This is a genomic window from Georgenia halophila (assembly GCF_039541595.1).
The window spans coordinates 49218-67108 of the sequence record NZ_BAABGN010000002.1; the positions used below are offsets into that span (position 1 = coordinate 49218).

At 72.4% G+C, this 17891-nt stretch carries 14 protein-coding genes and 1 tRNA gene; 5 read left to right on the forward strand and 10 right to left on the reverse strand.

The window, feature by feature from the left end:
* Positions 1 to 73 precede the first annotated feature (73 nt).
* Complete coding sequence (locus tag ABD907_RS01875; RefSeq protein ID WP_345214797.1) at positions 74 to 1087, forward strand: zinc-dependent alcohol dehydrogenase; 1014 nt, start codon at positions 74 to 76, stop codon at positions 1085 to 1087.
* Between the two features lie 94 nt (positions 1088 to 1181).
* Here the strand turns inward: ABD907_RS01875 and ABD907_RS01880 are convergent.
* Both ABD907_RS01880 and ABD907_RS01885 read right to left on the reverse strand, forming a co-directional pair.
* Positions 1182 to 1255, reverse strand: a tRNA-Met gene (locus tag ABD907_RS01880).
* Between the two features lie 74 nt (positions 1256 to 1329).
* On the reverse strand, positions 1330 to 4359 hold the full coding sequence (locus ABD907_RS01885; RefSeq protein WP_345214798.1) for a UPF0182 family membrane protein: 3030 nt from the start codon (positions 4357 to 4359) through the stop codon (positions 1330 to 1332).
* Between the two features lie 201 nt (positions 4360 to 4560).
* Here ABD907_RS01885 and ABD907_RS01890 point away from each other — a divergent pair, with 201 nt between their 5' ends.
* Complete coding sequence (locus ABD907_RS01890; RefSeq protein WP_345214799.1) at positions 4561 to 5136, forward strand: PPA1309 family protein; 576 nt, start codon at positions 4561 to 4563, stop codon at positions 5134 to 5136.
* A 38-nt stretch (positions 5137 to 5174) separates the two neighbouring features.
* Here the strand turns inward: ABD907_RS01890 and ABD907_RS01895 are convergent, their stop codons facing one another.
* On the reverse strand, positions 5175 to 6329 hold the full coding sequence (locus ABD907_RS01895) for a YlbL family protein (protein WP_345214800.1): 1155 nt from the start codon (positions 6327 to 6329) through the stop codon (positions 5175 to 5177).
* 139 nt (positions 6330 to 6468) lie between these two features.
* Here ABD907_RS01895 and ABD907_RS01900 point away from each other — a divergent pair, with 139 nt between their 5' ends.
* Complete coding sequence (locus ABD907_RS01900) at positions 6469 to 7983, forward strand: zinc-dependent metalloprotease (RefSeq protein WP_345214801.1); 1515 nt, start codon at positions 6469 to 6471, stop codon at positions 7981 to 7983.
* A gap of 173 nt (positions 7984 to 8156) precedes the next feature.
* The gene (locus tag ABD907_RS01905; RefSeq protein WP_345214802.1) at positions 8157 to 9212 is read left to right on the forward strand and encodes a ubiquitin-activating E1 family protein; all 1056 of its coding nucleotides are present in this window, start codon (positions 8157 to 8159) and stop codon (positions 9210 to 9212) included.
* Between the two features lie 60 nt (positions 9213 to 9272).
* Here ABD907_RS01905 and ABD907_RS01910 read toward each other — a convergent pair whose 3' ends face one another.
* Together ABD907_RS01910 and ABD907_RS01915 are read right to left on the reverse strand one after the other, a co-directional pair.
* Positions 9273 to 9533, reverse strand: coding sequence for a WhiB family transcriptional regulator (locus ABD907_RS01910; RefSeq protein WP_425555693.1), 261 nt, complete (start codon positions 9531 to 9533; stop codon positions 9273 to 9275).
* A 534-nt stretch (positions 9534 to 10067) separates the two neighbouring features.
* The gene (locus ABD907_RS01915) at positions 10068 to 12125 is read right to left on the reverse strand and encodes an ATP-dependent DNA helicase UvrD2 (protein ID WP_345214804.1); all 2058 of its coding nucleotides are present in this window, start codon (positions 12123 to 12125) and stop codon (positions 10068 to 10070) included.
* 141 nt (positions 12126 to 12266) lie between these two features.
* Between ABD907_RS01915 and ABD907_RS01920 the strand changes: the two genes are divergently transcribed.
* Positions 12267 to 12527: a mycoredoxin gene (locus ABD907_RS01920; RefSeq protein ID WP_345214805.1), complete on the forward strand. Its 261-nt coding sequence runs from the start codon at positions 12267 to 12269 to the stop codon at positions 12525 to 12527.
* A 5-nt stretch (positions 12528 to 12532) separates the two neighbouring features.
* Here ABD907_RS01920 and nudC read toward each other — a convergent pair whose 3' ends face one another.
* From nudC to ABD907_RS01945, 5 genes are all read right to left on the reverse strand, one after another.
* Positions 12533 to 13495, reverse strand: a complete 963-nt coding sequence (gene nudC, locus ABD907_RS01925) for an NAD(+) diphosphatase (protein ID WP_345214806.1) — start codon at positions 13493 to 13495, stop codon at positions 12533 to 12535.
* Between the two features lie 144 nt (positions 13496 to 13639).
* Positions 13640 to 14767: a tRNA 2-thiouridine(34) synthase MnmA gene (mnmA, locus tag ABD907_RS01930; protein ID WP_345214807.1), complete on the reverse strand. Its 1128-nt coding sequence runs from the start codon at positions 14765 to 14767 to the stop codon at positions 13640 to 13642.
* Positions 14767 to 15972 carry a cysteine desulfurase family protein gene (locus ABD907_RS01935; RefSeq protein WP_345214808.1) on the reverse strand — a complete coding sequence of 402 codons (1206 nt, stop codon included), beginning with the start codon at positions 15970 to 15972 and terminating at the stop codon, positions 14767 to 14769. The genes mnmA and ABD907_RS01935 overlap by 1 nt, the downstream gene beginning before the upstream one ends.
* A 94-nt stretch (positions 15973 to 16066) precedes the next feature.
* Positions 16067 to 17044 carry an electron transfer flavoprotein subunit alpha/FixB family protein gene (locus tag ABD907_RS01940; protein WP_345214809.1) on the reverse strand — a complete coding sequence of 326 codons (978 nt, stop codon included), beginning with the start codon at positions 17042 to 17044 and terminating at the stop codon, positions 16067 to 16069.
* A gap of 9 nt (positions 17045 to 17053) precedes the next feature.
* A complete protein-coding gene (locus ABD907_RS01945) occupies positions 17054 to 17872 on the reverse strand; it encodes an electron transfer flavoprotein subunit beta/FixA family protein (protein ID WP_345214810.1) in 819 nt (272 codons plus the stop codon).
* Between the last annotated feature and the right edge of the window lie 19 nt (positions 17873 to 17891).

The following is a 17891-nucleotide window of genomic DNA, read 5'->3' on the forward strand; positions in this document are numbered from 1 at the left end:
GCACCCGTGTGGCAACCCCGCGGCGCTCCCTCGTGACCGGCATCCCGTACGGTCCCGGTCAGGAGGTCGATCGATGCGTGCGTTCGTGATCACCGGCCCCGGCCACGGCGAGGTTCGGGACGTCCCGGAGCCGGAGGCCGGTCCGGGACAGGTCGTCGTCGACGTCGAGCGCGCCGGCGTGTGCGGCACGGACGCCGAGTTCTTCAGCGGCCACATGGCCTACCTCGCCACCGGGGACGCGTCGTACCCGGTGCGTATCGGCCACGAGTGGTGCGGCCGGGTCTCGGCCGTGGGCGCCGGCGTCGACCCGACGTGGGCGGGCCGGCGAGTCACCGGCGACACCATGCTCGGCTGCCGGCGGTGCGAGCGGTGCCGCGCCGATCGCCAGCACCTGTGCGCGGACCGGTTCGAGATCGGCGTGCGCGGGGGCTGGCCGGGTGCGCTCGCCGAGCGGCTCCCCGTGCCGGTCTCGGCGCTCGTGCCCCTGCCGGACGCCGTGGACGAGACGCTCGGGGCACTGGTCGAGCCGGGCGGCAACGCCGTGCGATGCGTGCGCGCCGCTGACGTCCGGCCCGGCGCACGGGTGCTCGTGCTCGGCGCCGGCACCATCGGCCTGCTCGTCGCCCAGGTCGCTCGTGCGCACGGCGGGGAGGTCAGCGTACTGGAACGCAGTGAACACGCACGGGACTTCGCCGCCTCGCTCGGGTTCCACCAGGTCGCGACGGCGCGTGACCTCGAAGGGCTCGCCCTCGACGCGGTGGTCGATGCGACCAACGGCGCGGAGATGCCCTCGTTCGCCGTCGAGCGGGTCGAACCGGGCGGGCGGGTGGTCCTGATCGGACTCGCAGCCCAGCAGAGCGTCATCGACACGCGCCGGCTCGCCCTCAAGGACGTGACCGCCGTCGGCGTCCTGTCCGCGTCCGGCGGGCTGGCGGGCACCGTGGAGCTGTACGCCTCGGGGCGGGTCGACCCGCGACCGCTCGTCGCCGCGACGGTCGGCCTGGAACGGGTCGGGGACGTCCTTGCGGGTGAGCGACCGCCGACGGCGGGGCCCGGCCCCAAGATCCACGTCGACCCCCGGCTCTGAGCTTCCGCCCCGACACTGCGGACCAGCCGTACAGACCGGAGCTCGCGACAACGACGAAGGCCCGAACCAATCGGTCCGGGCCTTCGTCTTCTCGTAGCGGGGGCAGGATTTGAACCTGCGACCTCCGGGTTATGAGCCCGGCGAGCTACCGAACTGCTCCACCCCGCGCCGTCCTGTACAGGTTACTTCGCGGGTGCTCCGCTCAGCAAATCTGCCAGGGGTGGGCTGACTCACACCGGTGGTCAGCCCTCGGTCGGCTGGTCGGTGGGCGTCTCACCGCCGCTCCCCTCGGCCGCGGCGATCTCCTCCTCCGCGGCCAGGGCCTCGTCGATGGCCTCCTGCAGGCGCTGCTGGGCCTCGCCGTACGCCGCCCAGTCACCCGAGGTGCGCGCCTCGTTGGCCTCCACCATGGCCTCCTGCGCCGCGGCGAGCGCCTCGTTCAGCCGCTGCTGGGCCTCGGCCGGCACCTCGGTGGTGCCGCCGGGCTCCTCGGCGCCTTCCTCGGGCTGCTCATCCTCGGGCTGCCCCTCCTCCGTCGGAACGTCGGTCTCACCGGTCTCGGCACCGGAGTCGCCACCGAAGACCTGGTCGAGCGCCTCGTCGAGCGTGGACGCGAACCCGATCTCCTCGCCGAAGGACACGAGCACGCGACGCAGCAGCGGGTAGGACGTGCCGGCCGAGGACTGCACGTACACCGGCTGGACGTACAGCAGTCCACCACCGATCGGCAGCGTGAGCAGGTTGCCGTGCGTCACCTCGGAGTTGCCCTGCGACAGCAGGTTCAGCGCGGAGGAGATCTGCGGGTTGGAGTTGAAGTTGTTCTGCACCTGGCCGGGGCCGGGCACGGTGATGTCCGAGGGCAGCTCAAGCAGCCGCATCTGGCCGTACCCCTCGCGCACCTCGCCGGCCGAGTCCCCGGTCTCGGAGTCGACGGCGAGGAACCCGGTGAGGATGTTGCGGTCCGTCTGACCGCCCGGGATGAAGCTCGACGTCAGCGAGAACCTCGCGTCCTCCTGGTCGGGCATCTGCATCGACAGGTAGTACGGCGGCTGCAGCTCACCGGTGTTCGTGGTCGGGTCGGTCGGCAGGTTCCACTCGTCCGAGCCGGAGTAGAAGGTCGATGGGTTCGTCACGTGGTACTCGGAGAGCAGCGTGCGCTGGACCTTGAAGAGGTCCTCGGGGTAGCGCAGGTGGCTCATGAGGTCCCCGCTGATCTCCGACGTGGGCGTTATGTGGCCGGGGAAGACGTTCTGCCACGTGTCGAGGATGGGATCCTCCTGGTCCCACTCGTACAGCGTCACCGACCCGTCGTAGGCGTTCACCACGGCCTTCACGGAGTTCCGGATGTAGTTGACCTGCTCGGGAAGCGCCCCCACGGAGGCGTTGCCACCCTGCGCCTGGACGATGGTGTCGGTCGTCGCCTCCTCGAGGGACTCCCGGGCCGAGTACGGGTAGTCGTTCGTGGTGGTGTACGCGTCGACGATCCAGACGAGCTGCTTGGGCGTCGAGGAGTCGTCGTCGTTGTCGACGACGGCCGGGTAGGCACGGTTGTCGAGCGTCAGGTACGGCGCGGCCTTGGCGACGCGCTCGTGCGGGTCGCGGTCGTAGAGGATCTGGGACTCGTCGGTGACCCGGTCCGAGAACATGATCTGCGTGTCGCCGAACTTCAGTGCGTACAGCAGCTTCTCGAAGAACGAGCCGATGGTGGGGCCGCCGTCGCCGCTGTACGTGGTCGGTTCGTAGGAGTTCGCGGCGTCGTCGTCCGGGTAGTCGAGCTCCCAGGGGTCGGCGCCCTCGGGCGCACCGACGATGGAGTACGTCGGCATCTGCTGGCCGAAGTAGACGCGGGGCTGGTAGTCGCCGAGCTCGCCGACGCTGGGGATGCCCTGCTGGAAGAAGGCCGGACGCCCGTCCGGGCCGGTGGTGTTGCCGTACGCGGCGACGACGCCGAAGCCGTGCGTGTAGACGGTGTGGTCGTTGATCCAGCTGCGCTGCTCGGGGGCGAGCCCGTCCAGGTTGAGCTCCCGTACGGCGATGACCGTGTCCCGGCTCTCGCCGTCGATCTCGTAGCGGTCGACCGCGAGGACGTCGGCGAAGCCGTAGTACTGCCTGGACTGCTGCAGCTGGTTGAACGTCGGCGAGACGATGTTCGGGTCGAGCAGCCGGATGGAGGCGGTCGACTCGCTGTACTCACGCAGCTGGCCGGCCTCGGCCTCCGTCGTCGCCGAGTACGTCTCGGACTGCACGTCCTGCAGTCCGTAGGCGGCGCGCGTCGCGTCGATGTTGCGCTGGATGTACCGGCTCTCCGCCGAGATGGCGTTCGGGTCGACCTGGAAGCGCTGGATCATGGCGGGATAGGCCGTGCCGACCACGAGGGCCGAGACGATCATGACGGCGATGCCGGCCGCGGGCAGCGTCCAGCTGCCGCGGAACGCCGTCACCACGAACAGCACGACGACGATGAGCGCGATCCCGGCCAGGATCAGCTTCGCGGGGAGCACCGCGTTGATGTCGGCGTACGAGGCGCCGGAGAAGCGCCCGTTGTCACCGACCAGCAGGGAGTACTGGTCCAGCCAATAGCTCAGGGCGATCAGCAGGACGAACACCGCGGCGAGGATCGACAGGTGCACGCGGGCGGCCGTGCTGACGCGCTGCTGTCGCGGCGCCAGCGAGACGCCACCGTAGAGGTAGTGGGTGATGATCGCGGCCACCGCGCTGAGGAACACGACCGTCATGAGGAACGAGACGATCGAGCGCACGACGGGCAGGGTGAAGACGAAGAAGCCGATGTCGATACCGAACTGCGGGTCCGTCGCGCCGAAGGGCTCCTGGTTGAGGAAGGTGAGCACCGAACGCCACATGCCGCTGAAGGACGCGCCGGCGAAGAGGCCGAGGACGACGGGGGCACCGAACATGATCAGGCGGCGCAGCGGCTCGATGCTTTCGCGATAACGGTCGAGGTTGCGCTCCTCCGGCGTCGTCGGCGGGTAGATCTGGCGCCGGGAGTACGCCAGGTGCAGGTTGAGCCAGACCGCCGCTCCCATGACCAGGAAGCCGATGACGAAGAGCACCCCACGGGTGGTCCACTCGCGGATGAGCACGTCGGTGAAGCCGAGCTGCTCGTACCACCGGATCTCGGTCCAGACCTGCGCCAGCGCGAGGACGACGGCCGCCACCACGGCGAGGACCACGAGGGTCGGCACGAGGGCGCCTCGGCGGCGCGGGCCCCTCTCCTCCCGGCCGGACGAACGGGGGACGGATGCGAACGTCACTGAGTAGCACCTCTAGGTTCTCGAACAAGCGTGTGTGTGGCCGCCTGGGGCGCCCTGGTCCGGCCGCGCACGACGTGCGCAGCCACCATGGCCAACGTGCCGGCCTGGTACTAGGTTCCCATACCGCGGGCCACGGTGCGCAAAACGCCGCGGAAGTCCGGTGCTCGGAGCGCCCGGAGCCGAGCACGCGATGATGGGGGCATGACGGACGACACGACCCCAGAGGCACCCACCACCGAACCGACGGGTCGCGCGCTCGCCCTGCGCGTCGCCGTCGGCGACATCGAGCGGCACGTCGCGGCGCGTGGCTGGGACGGGCCGGTGGCCGTCTTCGCGCTCGTGCGCACGACCGACGCGCTCGCCGCCACTCCCGCGCTCGGCGAGGAGCTGCCCGCCGACGCGCTCGCCGCGGCCGAGCGGGATCCGGAGCACCTGACGAGCATCGAGCAGGAAGGCCTCCCGGCCGCGGAGACGATCGAGGAGCTGCTCGGCCAGCTCGGGTGGCCGGAAGAGGTGGACGGCGCCGCCGTCGTCCTCGAGCGGATGGTGGTGCCGCCGGAGGCGGAGCAGGGACTGCCGGAGGACCAGGAGGAGGCCGTCGAGCAGCTGATGGCCCACCCCGAGCGTCAGGACGTCCGGATGGCGGCCGGCGTGCTGCGCAGCGGCGAGTCCTGGTGCGCGATCCGGAGCCGGCGCCACGACTCGGACGACGCGGTCGCGGGGTCTGCCGACGCGGTGCCGGGGCTGGTGGAGGCGCTGCACGCGACCCTGCGCTGACCGCGAGAGGTCTGGCGCAAAGGGGCGGCCGGCGTAGGTCAGGAAGCTTCGGCCGCGCACGTGGGAAGGTCGTCGCCCTCGTGCGCACCGATGGCCTGGACGGCGTCCCGCGCCTCGCTGAGCGTGTCGACGCTGACCACACGAAGGCCGTCCGGGACGTGGCCCACGACGTCGCTGCAGTTGCCCTCCGGGGCCAGGAACCACTGCGCACCGTCGCGGCGGGCACCCACGAGCTTCTGCTCGATGCCACCGATGGCCCCGACCTGTCCGGCGAGGTCCATCGTCCCCGTACCGGCGATCTGCTCGCCGCCGGTCATCTCGCCCTCCGTGAGCCGGTCGATGATCCCGAGCGCGAACATCGTGCCGGCGCTGGGTCCGCCGATGTCGTCGATGTCGAAGTCGACCTCGAACGGGATCTCGACGTCGGGCTCGAGGAAGACGCCCAGCACGGACCCCTCCTGATCGGAACCGTGCCCGGGATCGCTGGTCTCGACCTCGAGCTCGACCTGCTCGCCGTCGCGCGTGACGCCGAGGCTGACCGTGGTGCCGGGTTCGGTCCGCCGCAGCACCTCGACGAGCTCGGAGAAGGCCTGCACCCTTGTGCGCTCCTTCCCGGGCACCTCGATCGAGGTGATCACGTCGCCGTTCTCGACGACGCCGCGGGCACCGCTCCCCTGCGCCGTGCCCGTCACGGTGAGCACCATGGGTACCTCGCGGCCGAGCTCCTCGAGGGCGGAGACGGTGGCGTTTGTCTGCGACGAGGCCATCTGCTGGCTGGACCGCTCGTCGAGCTGCTCGCGGGTGGCTTCGTCGGGGAAGAGCGCCTCGACCGGTAGCACCACCTGGTCGGACCGGAGCCAGCCGATGAGCACGTCGAACGCCCCCACCGGGTATTCCGGTCCCCCGATCACCGAGACGGTGGTCAGCATCAGCGCGCCCGAGGTGGCATAGGTCTGGGCGCCATCGACGTGGATGAGCGGCTCGCCGTCGTGCTCACCGAGCGTGTCCACCGTCGGCCCGGGCCGCTGCACGGCGTAGGGCAGCGGCACGAGCATGGCGACCAGGAGCGCGAGCGCGAGCAGGCCGCCGGAGATGACGAGCGTGACGGCGCGCCGCGAGGAGCGTTCGGCCGGCGCGGCGGTCTCGTCCCGCCCTGGGAACTCGACCGGGGCCGCGGACTCCTGCTCACGCACCGGCCCATCATGCCGCACGTGTCGGAGCGCCGCGTCCGCTGCGCCCTGAGCGAACCCCGGCCGAGCGGGCCGGTTGCCGCTCACCCGCCGGGCCGCGGCGGTTTACCGTGGAGTCCCACCACCCGTTTCAGGAGCCGCCATGAGTCAGGAACCCGCGCGCAGCGAGGGCGAGGAGCCCGGCAGCTGGGAGGAGCTCCTCCGCTCGATGATGGGTGGACCCGCCGCCGAGGAGGCCATGCGTGCCATGCGGGCCTCGGGCATGGATCCCGAGGCGATGTCGCAGGCGGCCGGTCTGCCCGCCGACCGCAATCAGCTGATGCTGATGATCTCCCAGATGCAGCAGATGCTGGCCTCCGGCGGTGGCGAGCCGGTCAACTGGCGCGTCGCCCACGACCTGGCCCGTCAGGCCGCCCACGCGGGTGGCGACCCCGCGGTCACCGCCGCCGAGGCGCAGCGGGTCCGAGAGGCCCTCTCGGTCGCCGACCTGTGGCTGGACACGGCCACGGAGCTCGATCCCGCCGGCGGGACACAGGAGGCGTGGAGCCGGGCGGACTGGGTCGAGCGCACGATGCCGACCTGGAAGCGGCTGTCTGAGCCCGTGGCGACTTCCGTCTCCGACGCGCTCGTGGAGACCATCCGGTCGCAGGCTGAGCAGCTGCCGCCCGAGGTCCAGGCGATGGCCGCCGACTCCGGGCCCGTGCAGGGCATGCTGCGTCAGCTGGGCAGCGCCGTGTTCGGCATGCAGGTCGGTCAGGCGGTCGGCGCCCTCGCCCGCGAGGCGTTCGGCCCCTCGGACACCGGTCTGCCGCTCGTCGAGAACACGACGGCGGCACTCGTCCCCGCGAACGTCACCGACTTCGCCGAGGGCCTCGACGTGCCGGAGGAGGAGGTACGCCTCTTCCTCGCCGTGCGAGAGGTGGCGCACGCGCGCCTCTTCGCGCACGTGCCGTGGCTGCGTGCGCATCTGCTCGGCATCGTCGAGGCGTACGCGCGCGAGATCACCATCGACGTCGAGGCGATGGAGGAGGCCGTCCGCGGGATCGACCCGACCAACCCCGAAGAGCTCCGCGAGGCGCTGTCCGGAGGGGTGTTCGCGCTCGAGCAGTCCCCCGCCCAGCAGGCGGCCCTGGTCCGCCTGGAGACGGCGCTGGCCCTCGTCGAGGGTTGGGTGCAGGAGGTCGCCGGCAAGGCCGTCGCCGCACACCTGCCACAGGCGGTCGCCCTTCAGGAGATGCTCCGGCGGCGGCGGGCGACGGGCGGGCCCGCGGAGCACACGTTCGCGACGCTCGTCGGGCTCGAGCTGCGGCCCAGGAGGCTGCGGGAGGCGGCCGCGCTGTGGGCTGCGCTCGGGGCGGAGTACGGGACGGCCGAGCGTGACGCGCTGTGGTCGCACCCGGACCTCATGCCGAGCGCGGACGAGCTCGACGACCCGAGCGGTTTCGTCGCCGGCCGCAAGGCCGCCCGCGCCGCCGAGGAGGACGTCGACGCCGCGCTCGCGGCCATGCTCGACGGCACGCTGGCGAGCGAGGACACCGACGAGACCGACCGGTCCGACACCTCCGACGAGGGCGACACGTCCGACGATGCCGGCACCGAGACCGGCGGGACGGGCAGCACCGGCGAGACCGGCGACGCGGACGGCCGGGACTCGTAGGGCGTTCGCCGGCACTCGGCGTGGTGACCGGGGGCCGGGCGCGCTGAGCGGCGGTCTTCGGCGCCTCCGCGTCCACCGCACCCGCCGCTGCTCCCCTTGTCCACACGCTGTGGAAGCCGTCTGCACCGACGCTCGGCCGCGTGCGAGAGTCCCTCGCACGACGAGGAGGCGGCATGCGGTTACGGACAGGACTCTCGGTGCTGTGGCGCGGGCAGGGCGAGAGCCAGATCGGCGTCGACCCGCGGTGCGCGGTGGTCCTCGAGGACCTCTCCCCCGGCGAGCAACGCGTCCTCGACCACCTCGACAGGGGCGGCTACGAACCGACAGAGGCGGACCTCGTCCGGGTCGGCCGGACCGCGGGGGTACGGGCAGGTCGGGTCCGCGAGCTCATCCGGCTGCTCGAGCGTTCCGGAGTGCTCGACCCGGTGGCCGACCGGGCCACCAGCACGCCCGTGCCGCCGGAGGACGCGTACTGGTCGCGCCTGCTGCCGGACGGTGACGGCCCGGCGCTGCTCGGACGCCGCTCGGAAGCGGTGGTCACCGTGGTCGGCCTGGACCACGTGGGCCTGCGGATCGCGTCGCACCTGGCGGAGGCCGGCATCGGCACGGTGCTGCTGGAGGACGACGGGCCGGTCGACCCGTTCGACGTCGGTCCCTACCATCCCGCCGATGTCGGCGACCGGCGAAGGGTCCGGGCCGAGGCGAGGCTGCGGTCGACGTTCGACCGGCTGAGGACCGAGGCCCCGCCGGGACGGCGGCCGGACATGGTGGTGGTGGTCTGCTCCCGGGTCGCCGATCCGGTGCTGCTGCTGCCGCTCGTGCGGGACGACGTGGCGCACGTTCCCGTGGTGGTCGGCGAGGTCGACGTCGTGGTGGGCCCGCTCATCATCCCGGGCGACGGGCCGTGCACGCGCTGCATGGACCTGCACCGGACCGATGCCGACCCGGCCTGGCCGGCCGTCGCCACCCAGCTGCGGTGCTCACCGGCGGCGGTCGCGACCAGCCAGCTGGGCCAGATGGGCGCGGCGTTGACGGCGCACCAGGTGCTCGCCGCGATCGACGGGCGAGAGCTCGTGGCGGACCGTGCCAGCCTCGAGGTGAGCGCTCTCAGCCCGTTGCCGGTGCTGCGACCGTGGGCCGTGCACCCCGACTGCGGGTGCGCAGGAGTGTCCCTGGATGAACCGACGCCGGAGAAGCCGGTGGCCGGGCGGGCACAAGAACCCGCCTGACCACCGGCCGCTGCCGACGTTCTCCGCGTCCGCTGATTCGCCGCCGCACCCGACGGCGTATCAGGCCGCCTCGTCCTTGCGCGGGCGGCCACGTCCACGCTTGCGCGGGACGACGACGCCGTTGGCGAAGACCTCGCCGCCCCAGACTCCCCACGGTTCCCCGCGCTCGAGCGCGCCTGCCAGGCAGGCCTCACGCACGGGGCACTCGCGGCACAACGCCTTCGCCAGCTCGACGTCGGCGGTACGCTCCGCGAACCACAGGTCGCTGTTCTCGGCGGACTGGCACGGGATCGCCGCGCCGCCGGCCGAGGACGCGGGCAGGACTCCCCAGCCGGCCTCGCCGTCGCGGTTCGTCGCGGGCGGGGTCGCGGGCCAGGAGACGGATGATCCCTGGCTGATCTGGTCGAGTAGAGCCGTGAGCTGCACTGCTGCTCCTTGGTCGTTCTCAGTGTCAGTGTCCTGGTCGTGGGGACTCCGGACGCCTCTGACAACGACGGCCGCGGTCCCGGTGGGATCGCGGCCGGAGCAAACAGCTCGATGAGCTAGGTCCGGACAGCGATCCCCTTCTCGCCAATGCGGTTGCGCACGACGGCGCCATCCGTGGCGAGGGCGTACTTGCCCCCGGGGGTGGCGAAAACCGGCGCGATCAGATCGACGCGAATGTGGCAAAGCTTCATCGTTTTCGACACCTCCCTCGGGATCGGGAACCCTCTGTGCTGGCTAGGCAGGGTCCGGCGGACTCAAGACACGTTGAGCCTAGACCCGCCGTTCCATGGAGGGCAATGTCTTTTTCTCGGAACTTTTTCCTCGGTGCGTTCCGCCCTCCTACGGCTCCTCGCGCGCCGTCGACCTGGCTCATCGCGTCAACCACGCGTCCACGTCCACGGCGTCGCCCCGGACGACCGCGAGCACCTGACCGCCGTACGCGTCGAGCTTGGTCGCGCCGATCCCCCGCAGGACCGCAAGCTGGCGCAGATCCTTGGGCTTCGCCGTCGCGATGGCCTGGAGCGTCGTGTCGTGCAACACCGTGTACGCCGGTTTGCTGATGGCCTTGGCGACCTCACCTCGCCAGCTGCGCAATCGTTCGTAGAGCTCGACGTCGGCCGGATTCTCCTCCAGGAACGTCTCCGCGCGCTGCCGAGCTGCCCCGCGACGGGACATGCCGCCGCGCCGACCGGCAGCACCGTCGTCGGGCCAGATGCCGTCGAGGAACCGGGACCGCTTCCGGGAGGCTCGGCCGCCGACCGTGCGGGCGCGCGCGTAGGAGAGCTGGAGGTGTTCGCGGGCGCGGGTGATCCCGACGTAGAGCAGCCGCCGTTCCTCGGCGATCGCCTGGTCGCCGTCGGCCAAGGAGATCGGGAGCAGCCCCTCGGAGACCCCGACGAGGAAGACCGCATCCCACTCCAGGCCCTTCGCGGCGTGGAGGGTCGCCAGCGTCACGCCGTCGACCGTGGGGGCGTGCTGAGCGGTCGCGCGCTCATTCAGCTCCGCGACGAGCTCGGCCATGCCGGCGTCCCTGGTGACGTGGAGGTCGTCGGCGAGGTTGACCAGCGAGTTCAGCGACTCCCAGCGTTCGCGCGCCGCCCCCCGCGCCGCAGGCGGGGTCACCGACCACCCGACCGAGGCAAGCACGTCGCGCACCGCCTCGGTCACCGGCTGCCCGGCGCTGGAGCGCACGGCGGCCCGCAGCATGGCGATCGCCTCCTTGACCTCCCGTCGGGAGAAGAACCGTTCGCCACCGCGGACGAGGTAGCCGACACCGGCGTCCGCCAGGGCCTGCTCGAGGGCCTCCGACTGCCCGTTCGTGCGGTAGAGGACGGCGATCTCGCTCAGCGGGACGCCGTCCTTCTCCAGGGCCGCGATGCGTTCTGCGACGCCGCGCGCCTCGGCCAGGTCGTCGTCGTAGGTCTCGTACCGGACCGCGGCCGACGACGGACGCTGCGCCACCAGCTCGACCGCGCCGGAGTCGCGGAACCGTCCCGCCCGGGTCAGGACGTTGTTCGCGAGGTCGACCACCTGGGGGGTCGACCGGTAGTCGCGTACGAGCCGCACCACGGGCGCGTCGTTGTACCGGCGCGGGAAGTCGGTGAGGAATCGCGGTGTGGCGCCGGTGAACGAGTAGATCGTCTGGGACACGTCGCCGACCACGCACAGCTCGCGGCGGTCGCCGAGCCACAGCTCGAGGAGCCGCTGCTGGAGCGGCGACACGTCCTGGTACTCGTCGACGACGAAGTGCCGGTACTGGCCACGGACCTGGGCAGCGACGTCGTCGCGCTCGAGCAGGATGCCGATGAGGAGCAGCAGCACGTCCTCGAAGTCGATCACTCCGCGCTCGTTCTTCACGTCCTCGTAGACGCTCAGCAGGCGCGCGATGGTCGCGTGGTCGTGACCGCCGACCGCCTCGCGTCCCGCGCGGGCGGCCCTGGAGACGTAGTCCTCGGCGGTGATCAGGGACACCTTTGCCCACTCGACCTCGCTGGAGAGGTCGCGGATGGCGGTCCGGTCCGCGCCCAGGCCGAGGCGACCCGACGCCTCGCCGACGAGGGAGGCCTTGTGCTCAGCGATGCGCGGGACGCCGCCGCCGATGACCGAGGGCCAGAAGTAGGAGAGCTGGCGCAGCGCCGCGGCGTGGAACGTGCGTGCCTGGACGCCGCCGACACCGAGATCACGCAGGCGCGAACGCATCTCGCCGGCGGCCCGCGCGGTGAACGTCACGGCGAGGACGGTCTGGGGGTTGTAGGTTCCGGAACGCACTCCGTTGGCGATGCGGTAGGTGATCGCTCGAGTCTTGCCGGTACCGGCGCCGGCCAGCACGCACAGCGGTCCGGTCAGCCGCTCGGCGACCGCGCGCTGGTCCTCGTCGAGGGCGTCCAGGAGCTCGTCGGTGCTCGTCGCGAGCTGGTCCATGCTCATCCCGCCCAGTGTCTCAGGACGCACCGACATGGTCGGTACGCGCCGTGGGCCCTGTGGACGTCGGCGGGCCAGAAGGTGATGGTCCCACAGGGAAGAATGTGGCGGTCGGCGGCGTTGGCGCCGACGACGGAAGGAGACTCCATGACCACAGAGGTCCCCGAGAACGACACGATCACGATGTACTCCACCAGCTGGTGCGGCTACTGCCGCCAGCTGAAGTCGCAGCTCGATCGCGAGGGCATCGCCTACAACGAGGTGAACATCGAGGAGAGTGCGGAGTCGGCGTCGTACGTCGAGTCGGTCAACGGCGGGAACCAGACGGTCCCGACCGTCGTCTTCCCGGACGGCAGTGCGGCGACGAACCCGTCGTTGAAGGAGGTCGTGCAGCGTCTCGGCGCCTGAAGGCGTCAGGTCCCGGAGATCTCGAGCGGTCCGCCGTACCACTCCTCGATGAGCGAGCGGGCGATCGACGAGCGCATCGGTAGCAGCACCTCGCCCGCCCGGACGGCGTGTGCCAGCTCCGCGCGGGTGAAGAACCTTGCATCGGTGATCTCGACGCCGTCGACGCGTACGTCGTCGCTCGCTCCCTCGGCGAGGGCGGCGCGGAAGCCGAGCATGAGCGAGGCGGGGAACGGCCACGGCTGGGAGGCGACGTACTCCACGTCCCCGACCTCGAGGCCGACCTCCTCCATGACCTCGCGAGCCACCGCCACCTCGATGGACTCGCCCGGCTCGACATAGCCGGCCAGCGTCGAGAACCGCCGTTCCGGCCAATGGGCGGCATGCCCGAGCAGGATGCGGTCGCCGTGGTCGGTCACGGCCATGATGACGGCGGGATCCGTGCGCGGGTAGTGCAGGGAGCCGTCAGTGTTGCAGCGTCTCACCCAGCCGGCGTCGATCACCTCCGTGGGCTCGCCGCACCTCGGGCACCGCGGGTGCCGCTCGTGCCAGGCGCTGACGGCCACGGCCGTGGTGGCGAGGCCGGCGTCGCGGTCGTCGAGCACGTCGCCGACATCACGCAGGTGGGTCAGACGCAGCCCCGACACGAGATCGGCGAGGCGTGCGTCCTCGACGGCCGGCCCGCCGTCGGGATCGCGCTGCGCGCCCAGCTGCGCGGGCAGCGTCACCGCGAGGTACGCATGGTCGGCGTCGCGGCCGAGGTAGACGACCTCGCCGGTCCACGCGTCGCCCGGCACATCGGCGGGCTCGCGCAGGTCGAGCGCGTCACCGTCGCAGGCGACGAGGCCCCGCTGGAGCAGCAGCACCCGCGTCGTGGGGTCGGCGACCAGCCGGCGCACCAGCGTGTCGTCGGTGCGGGAGACGGCGTCGGGGTCGACCGCGGTCCGTGCGAGCGGAAGAAGATCGTGCACGCTGGCAACCGTAGGCCCACGGGACCGAGGGCGCAGGCGGCGCTCAGCCGGCGGCACCGGCCGACGTGCGCGACCGGGGGCGAAAAGACCCGCGGGCACGCCGCGTGGGGTGACCGGGTGCCGATCTCAGCAGCCGTCGCGACCTCAGGCGTGCACGGGAGCACCGCGGCGGGCCGATGTGATCGTCGACTGTCCCAGCACCCGGGGGCCGGCGTAGACGACGAGCGACTGGCCCGGTGCGATCCCGCGCAGGGGCGTCACCAGCCGTGCCAAGACACTGCCGGCGTCCCGTTCGTCCCGGCGCACGCGCGCCGGCACGGGCTCGCCGTGGGCGCGGATCTGCACCTCGGCGTCGGTCCATTCGCCCGCGGGCACGTCCTCGGCGAGCCACACGGTCTGGTCCGCTCGTAGCTCGTCGACGCTGAGCAGCTCGTTCGGTCCGACCACGACCTGGTTCCTCTCCGGCCGCACCTCGAGGACGTAGCGCGGGTCGCCGTCGGGCGCGGGCCGAGTCAGGCCGAGGCCCTTGCGCTGCCCGACCGTGAACGCGTAGGCGCCGTCGTGCTCGCCGAGGACCTCCCCGTCGACGTCGACCACCTCGCCGGGCCGGCTCCCCAGGCGGGACTGGAGGAACCCGCGAGTGTCGCCGTCGGCGACGAAGCAGATGTCGTAGGAGTCGGGCTTGGCGGACACGCTGAGTCCCCGGGCGGCGGCCTCGGCGCGGACGTCCTCCTTGGACACCACGTCCCCGAGCGGGAACAGCGAGCGCTCCAGGCGCTCCTGCCCCATGACTGCGAGCACGTAGGACTGGTCCTTGGCCGAGTCGGCGGCGCGGTGCAGCTCGCGCCGAGCGGTGCCACCACCGTCGTCGGGCACGTCCACGATGCGGGCGTAGTGCCCGGTCGCCACCGCGTCGAACCCGAGCGCGACGCCGCGGTCGAGCAGGGCCGAGAACTTGATGTGCTCGTTGCAGCGCACGCACGGGTTCGGGGTGCGGCCTGCCTCGTACTCAGAGAGGAAGTCGGCGACGACGGTCTCCTCGAACTCCTCGGACAGGTCCCACACGTAGAACGGGATGCCCAGGACGTCCGCGGCCCGTCGGGCGTCGGAGGAGTCCTCGATGGAGCAGCAGCCGCGTGAGCCGTTGCGGTGCTGGGCACGTGAGCGCGACAGAGCCATGTGCACACCGACGACGTCGTGCCCGGCGTCGACGGCTCGTGCCGCGGCGACCGCGGAGTCGACGCCGCCGGAAAGAGCGGCCAGCACGCGCATCAGGCCACGCTCCCCGAGGTCGCGGCGGGTCGTGGCCGCCGGGTGGCGTACGCCTTCCGGGCATTCTCGATGACGGAGGGAAGGGCGGCCAGGACGGCGTCGACGTCGTCCCGGGTCGACGTCCGGCCCAGCGAGAACCGCAGCGCGGACCGGGCCTCCTGCGGGTCGCGGCCCATCGCGACGAGGACGTGCGAGGCCTGCTGGACGCCCGCCTGGCAGGCGGACCCGGACGACGCCGCGACACCGGCCATGTCGAGGCCGAGCAGCATCGCGTCGACGTCAGCGTCGGCCACGGTCAGGTGCGCGTGGCCGGGCAGCCTCGTCTCGGCATCGGCCGGTCCGGTGAGCCGCAGCCCGTCGACGGCGGAGACCGCCCCGGCGACCAGCCGGTCCCGCAGCCCGCGCAGGCGGTCGGCCTCGGCCTCCTGGTCGGCGACGGCCAGCTCGACGGCGAGCGCCAGCGCACGTGCGCCTGCGACCGCGAGGGTCCCGGAGCGCACCCCGCGCTCCTGTCCGCCGCCGTGCTCGACCGGGGTCAGGGTGAGATCGCGCCTCGCCACCAGGGCGCCGGTGCCGACGGGTGCGCCGAGCTTGTGGCCGGTCAGGGTCATGGCGTCGAGCCCGGAGCGCGCGAAGTGCACGGGGACCTTGCCGACCGCCTGGACGGCGTCGGAGTGGACGGGCACGCCGGCGGCGTGGGCTCGGGCGGCGACCTCGGGAACGGGCAGCAGCACGCCGGTCTCGTTGTTGGCCCACATCGTCGAGACGACGGCGACCGTCCCGGGGGCGAGCACCTCGTCGAGGTGGTCGAGGTCGAGCGTGCCGTCGGAGTCGACCCGGAGCTGGGTGACGTCGGCGCCCTCGTGCTCGCCGAGCCACTCGGCGGCCTCCAGCACGGCGTGGTGCTCGACGGCGGAGATGGCCACGGCGCGCAGCGCCGGGTCGGTGGCTCGGCGGCCCCAGTAGGCGCCCTTGACCGCGAGGTTGTCGGCCTCGGTGCCGCCGGAGGTCAAGACGACCTCGGCCGGCTCGGCGCCGATCGCTGCGGCGAGCTGCTCGCGTGCCTCCTCGAGGCGGCGCCGTGCTTCCCGGCCGGCGCCGTGCAGGGAGGACGGGTTGCCGAGGCGGCCGAGCTCCTCGGTGTAGGCAGCGGCCACCTCGGGGCGCACCGGCGTGGTGGCGGCGTGGTCGAGGTACGTGGTCACCGAGCCAGTGTAGGGACGCGCGACGAGTCGGGCGGGGCCGCCGGTCACCTCGGGGCGGCCGCCAGCCGGCGACCGTGTGTCGGCCCGCGTGGGCCTACTGCTGCGCCTTGCGGCGGCGGAGCTCTGTGAGGGCCTGCGGGATGATGTCGTTCAGGTCCCCGACGACGCCGAGGTCGGCCATCTCGAAGATCGGGGCGTCGGTGTCGTTGTTCACCGCGACGATCGTCTGGGCGCTCTGCATGCCGGCGGTGTGGTGGATGGCGCCGGAGACGCCGACGCCGATGTACAGCCGCGGGGAGATCGTCACGCCGGTCTGACCCACCTGGGCGGCGTGGTCGATCCAGCCCTCGTCGGTGGCGACGCGCGTGGCGCCCACGGTCGCGCCGATCTCGTCGGCGAGCTCGGTGACCAGCGAGAAGTCGCCCTCGACGCCCCGCCCGCCCACGACGACGGTCCGCGCCTCCGTCAACGGTGCGCGCCCGCGCGGGTGCTCCGTGCGGGAGAGGACCTGGACGGCCCGTGCGGTGGCGGAGAAGGTGACGGGCACGTCGACGACTTCCGGCACGTCCGCCGTCTCGTCCTGCTCGGCGGGCTCGGCGTCGACGACCGTGGGCTTGACGGCGATGACCGGGACGCCGCTGGTGACCCGGCACGTCGTGGACCAGGTGCCCTGCAGGACGACCTTGGAGGCGACGAGGCCATCGTCCGACGCCTCGACGCCGGTGGCGTCGACGATGGCGCCGGAGCCCAGCGACACGGCAAGGCGGGCCGCCAGCTCCTTCCCGGCGAAGGTGGAGACGAGCAGCACGGCGGCCGGCTCGACGCCGTGCACGGCCGCGAGGACCGCCTCCGCGGCGACGGCGGAGACCGACGGCGCCAGGCCGTCGAGCTGCGGGACGTGCACCGCGCGGGCGCCGTACCTGCCCAGCGCGGCCAGGTCCGGCGTCGTGAGCGCCACGGCGTCGACCGGGCCGGTGGTCAGCGTGCGCGCCAGGGTGAGGACCTCGGCGGACGGTGTCGTGAGGGCGCCGTCGACGTGATCGACGACGACGAGGACCGGATCAGTGCGCATGTCTTCCCGTCAGACCAGCTTGTTCTCGACCAGGTACGTGGCCAGCTTCGTGCCGGCGTCCCCGGTGTCGGTGATGATGCGGCCCGCCTCGCGCGGCGGCAAGGGTTCGGCGGTCACGACGGTCGTCGCGGCCAGTGCGCCGTCGCCGCCGGGTTCCGCGTCTCCGGCCAGCTCCGCGCCGCCCGCGAGGTCGTCGAGGGACCAGGTCGCGACCGGCTTCTTCCGCGCGGACATCAGGGACTTCGCTCCCGGCAGCCGCGGCTCGTTCAGCTGGTCGGTCACCGACAGGACCACGGGCAGCTCCGCGGCCTGCTCCTCGTCCGCCTCGCCGATGCTCCGCGTCATGGTCAGGGTCCTGCCCTCGAGCGACACGCGACTGGCCAGCGTCAGCGCCGGGCGGTCGAGCTCCGCGGCGAGCGCGGCGGGGACCATCGAGGACAGTCCGTCCATGGTCGCCATGCCGGTGACGACCACGTCCACCGGACCGTCCTGCTCGATGGTGCGGACGGCGGCAGCGAGCACCCGCGCCGTACCCATGACGTCGGCGCCGGCGACCCGGTCGTCGAGGACGTGCACGCCTGAGGCGGCGCCCATCTGCAGGGCTCTGCGCACGGCGTCCACGGCGTCGTCGGGGCCGACCGCGAGGGCGACGACCTCGGCGGCCGTGTCCTCGCCGGCGGCCTCGGCGAGGCCGAGGGCGGCCTCGACGGCGTTCTCGTCCAGCTCGTTGATGCCGTCGTCGAGGCCTCGCACGAGGTGCCCGTCGGCGTCGAGCGACCGCTCCGCCTGCAGGTCCGGGACGTACTTCACGCACACGACGATCCGCATGGCACCAGGGTGCCACCTG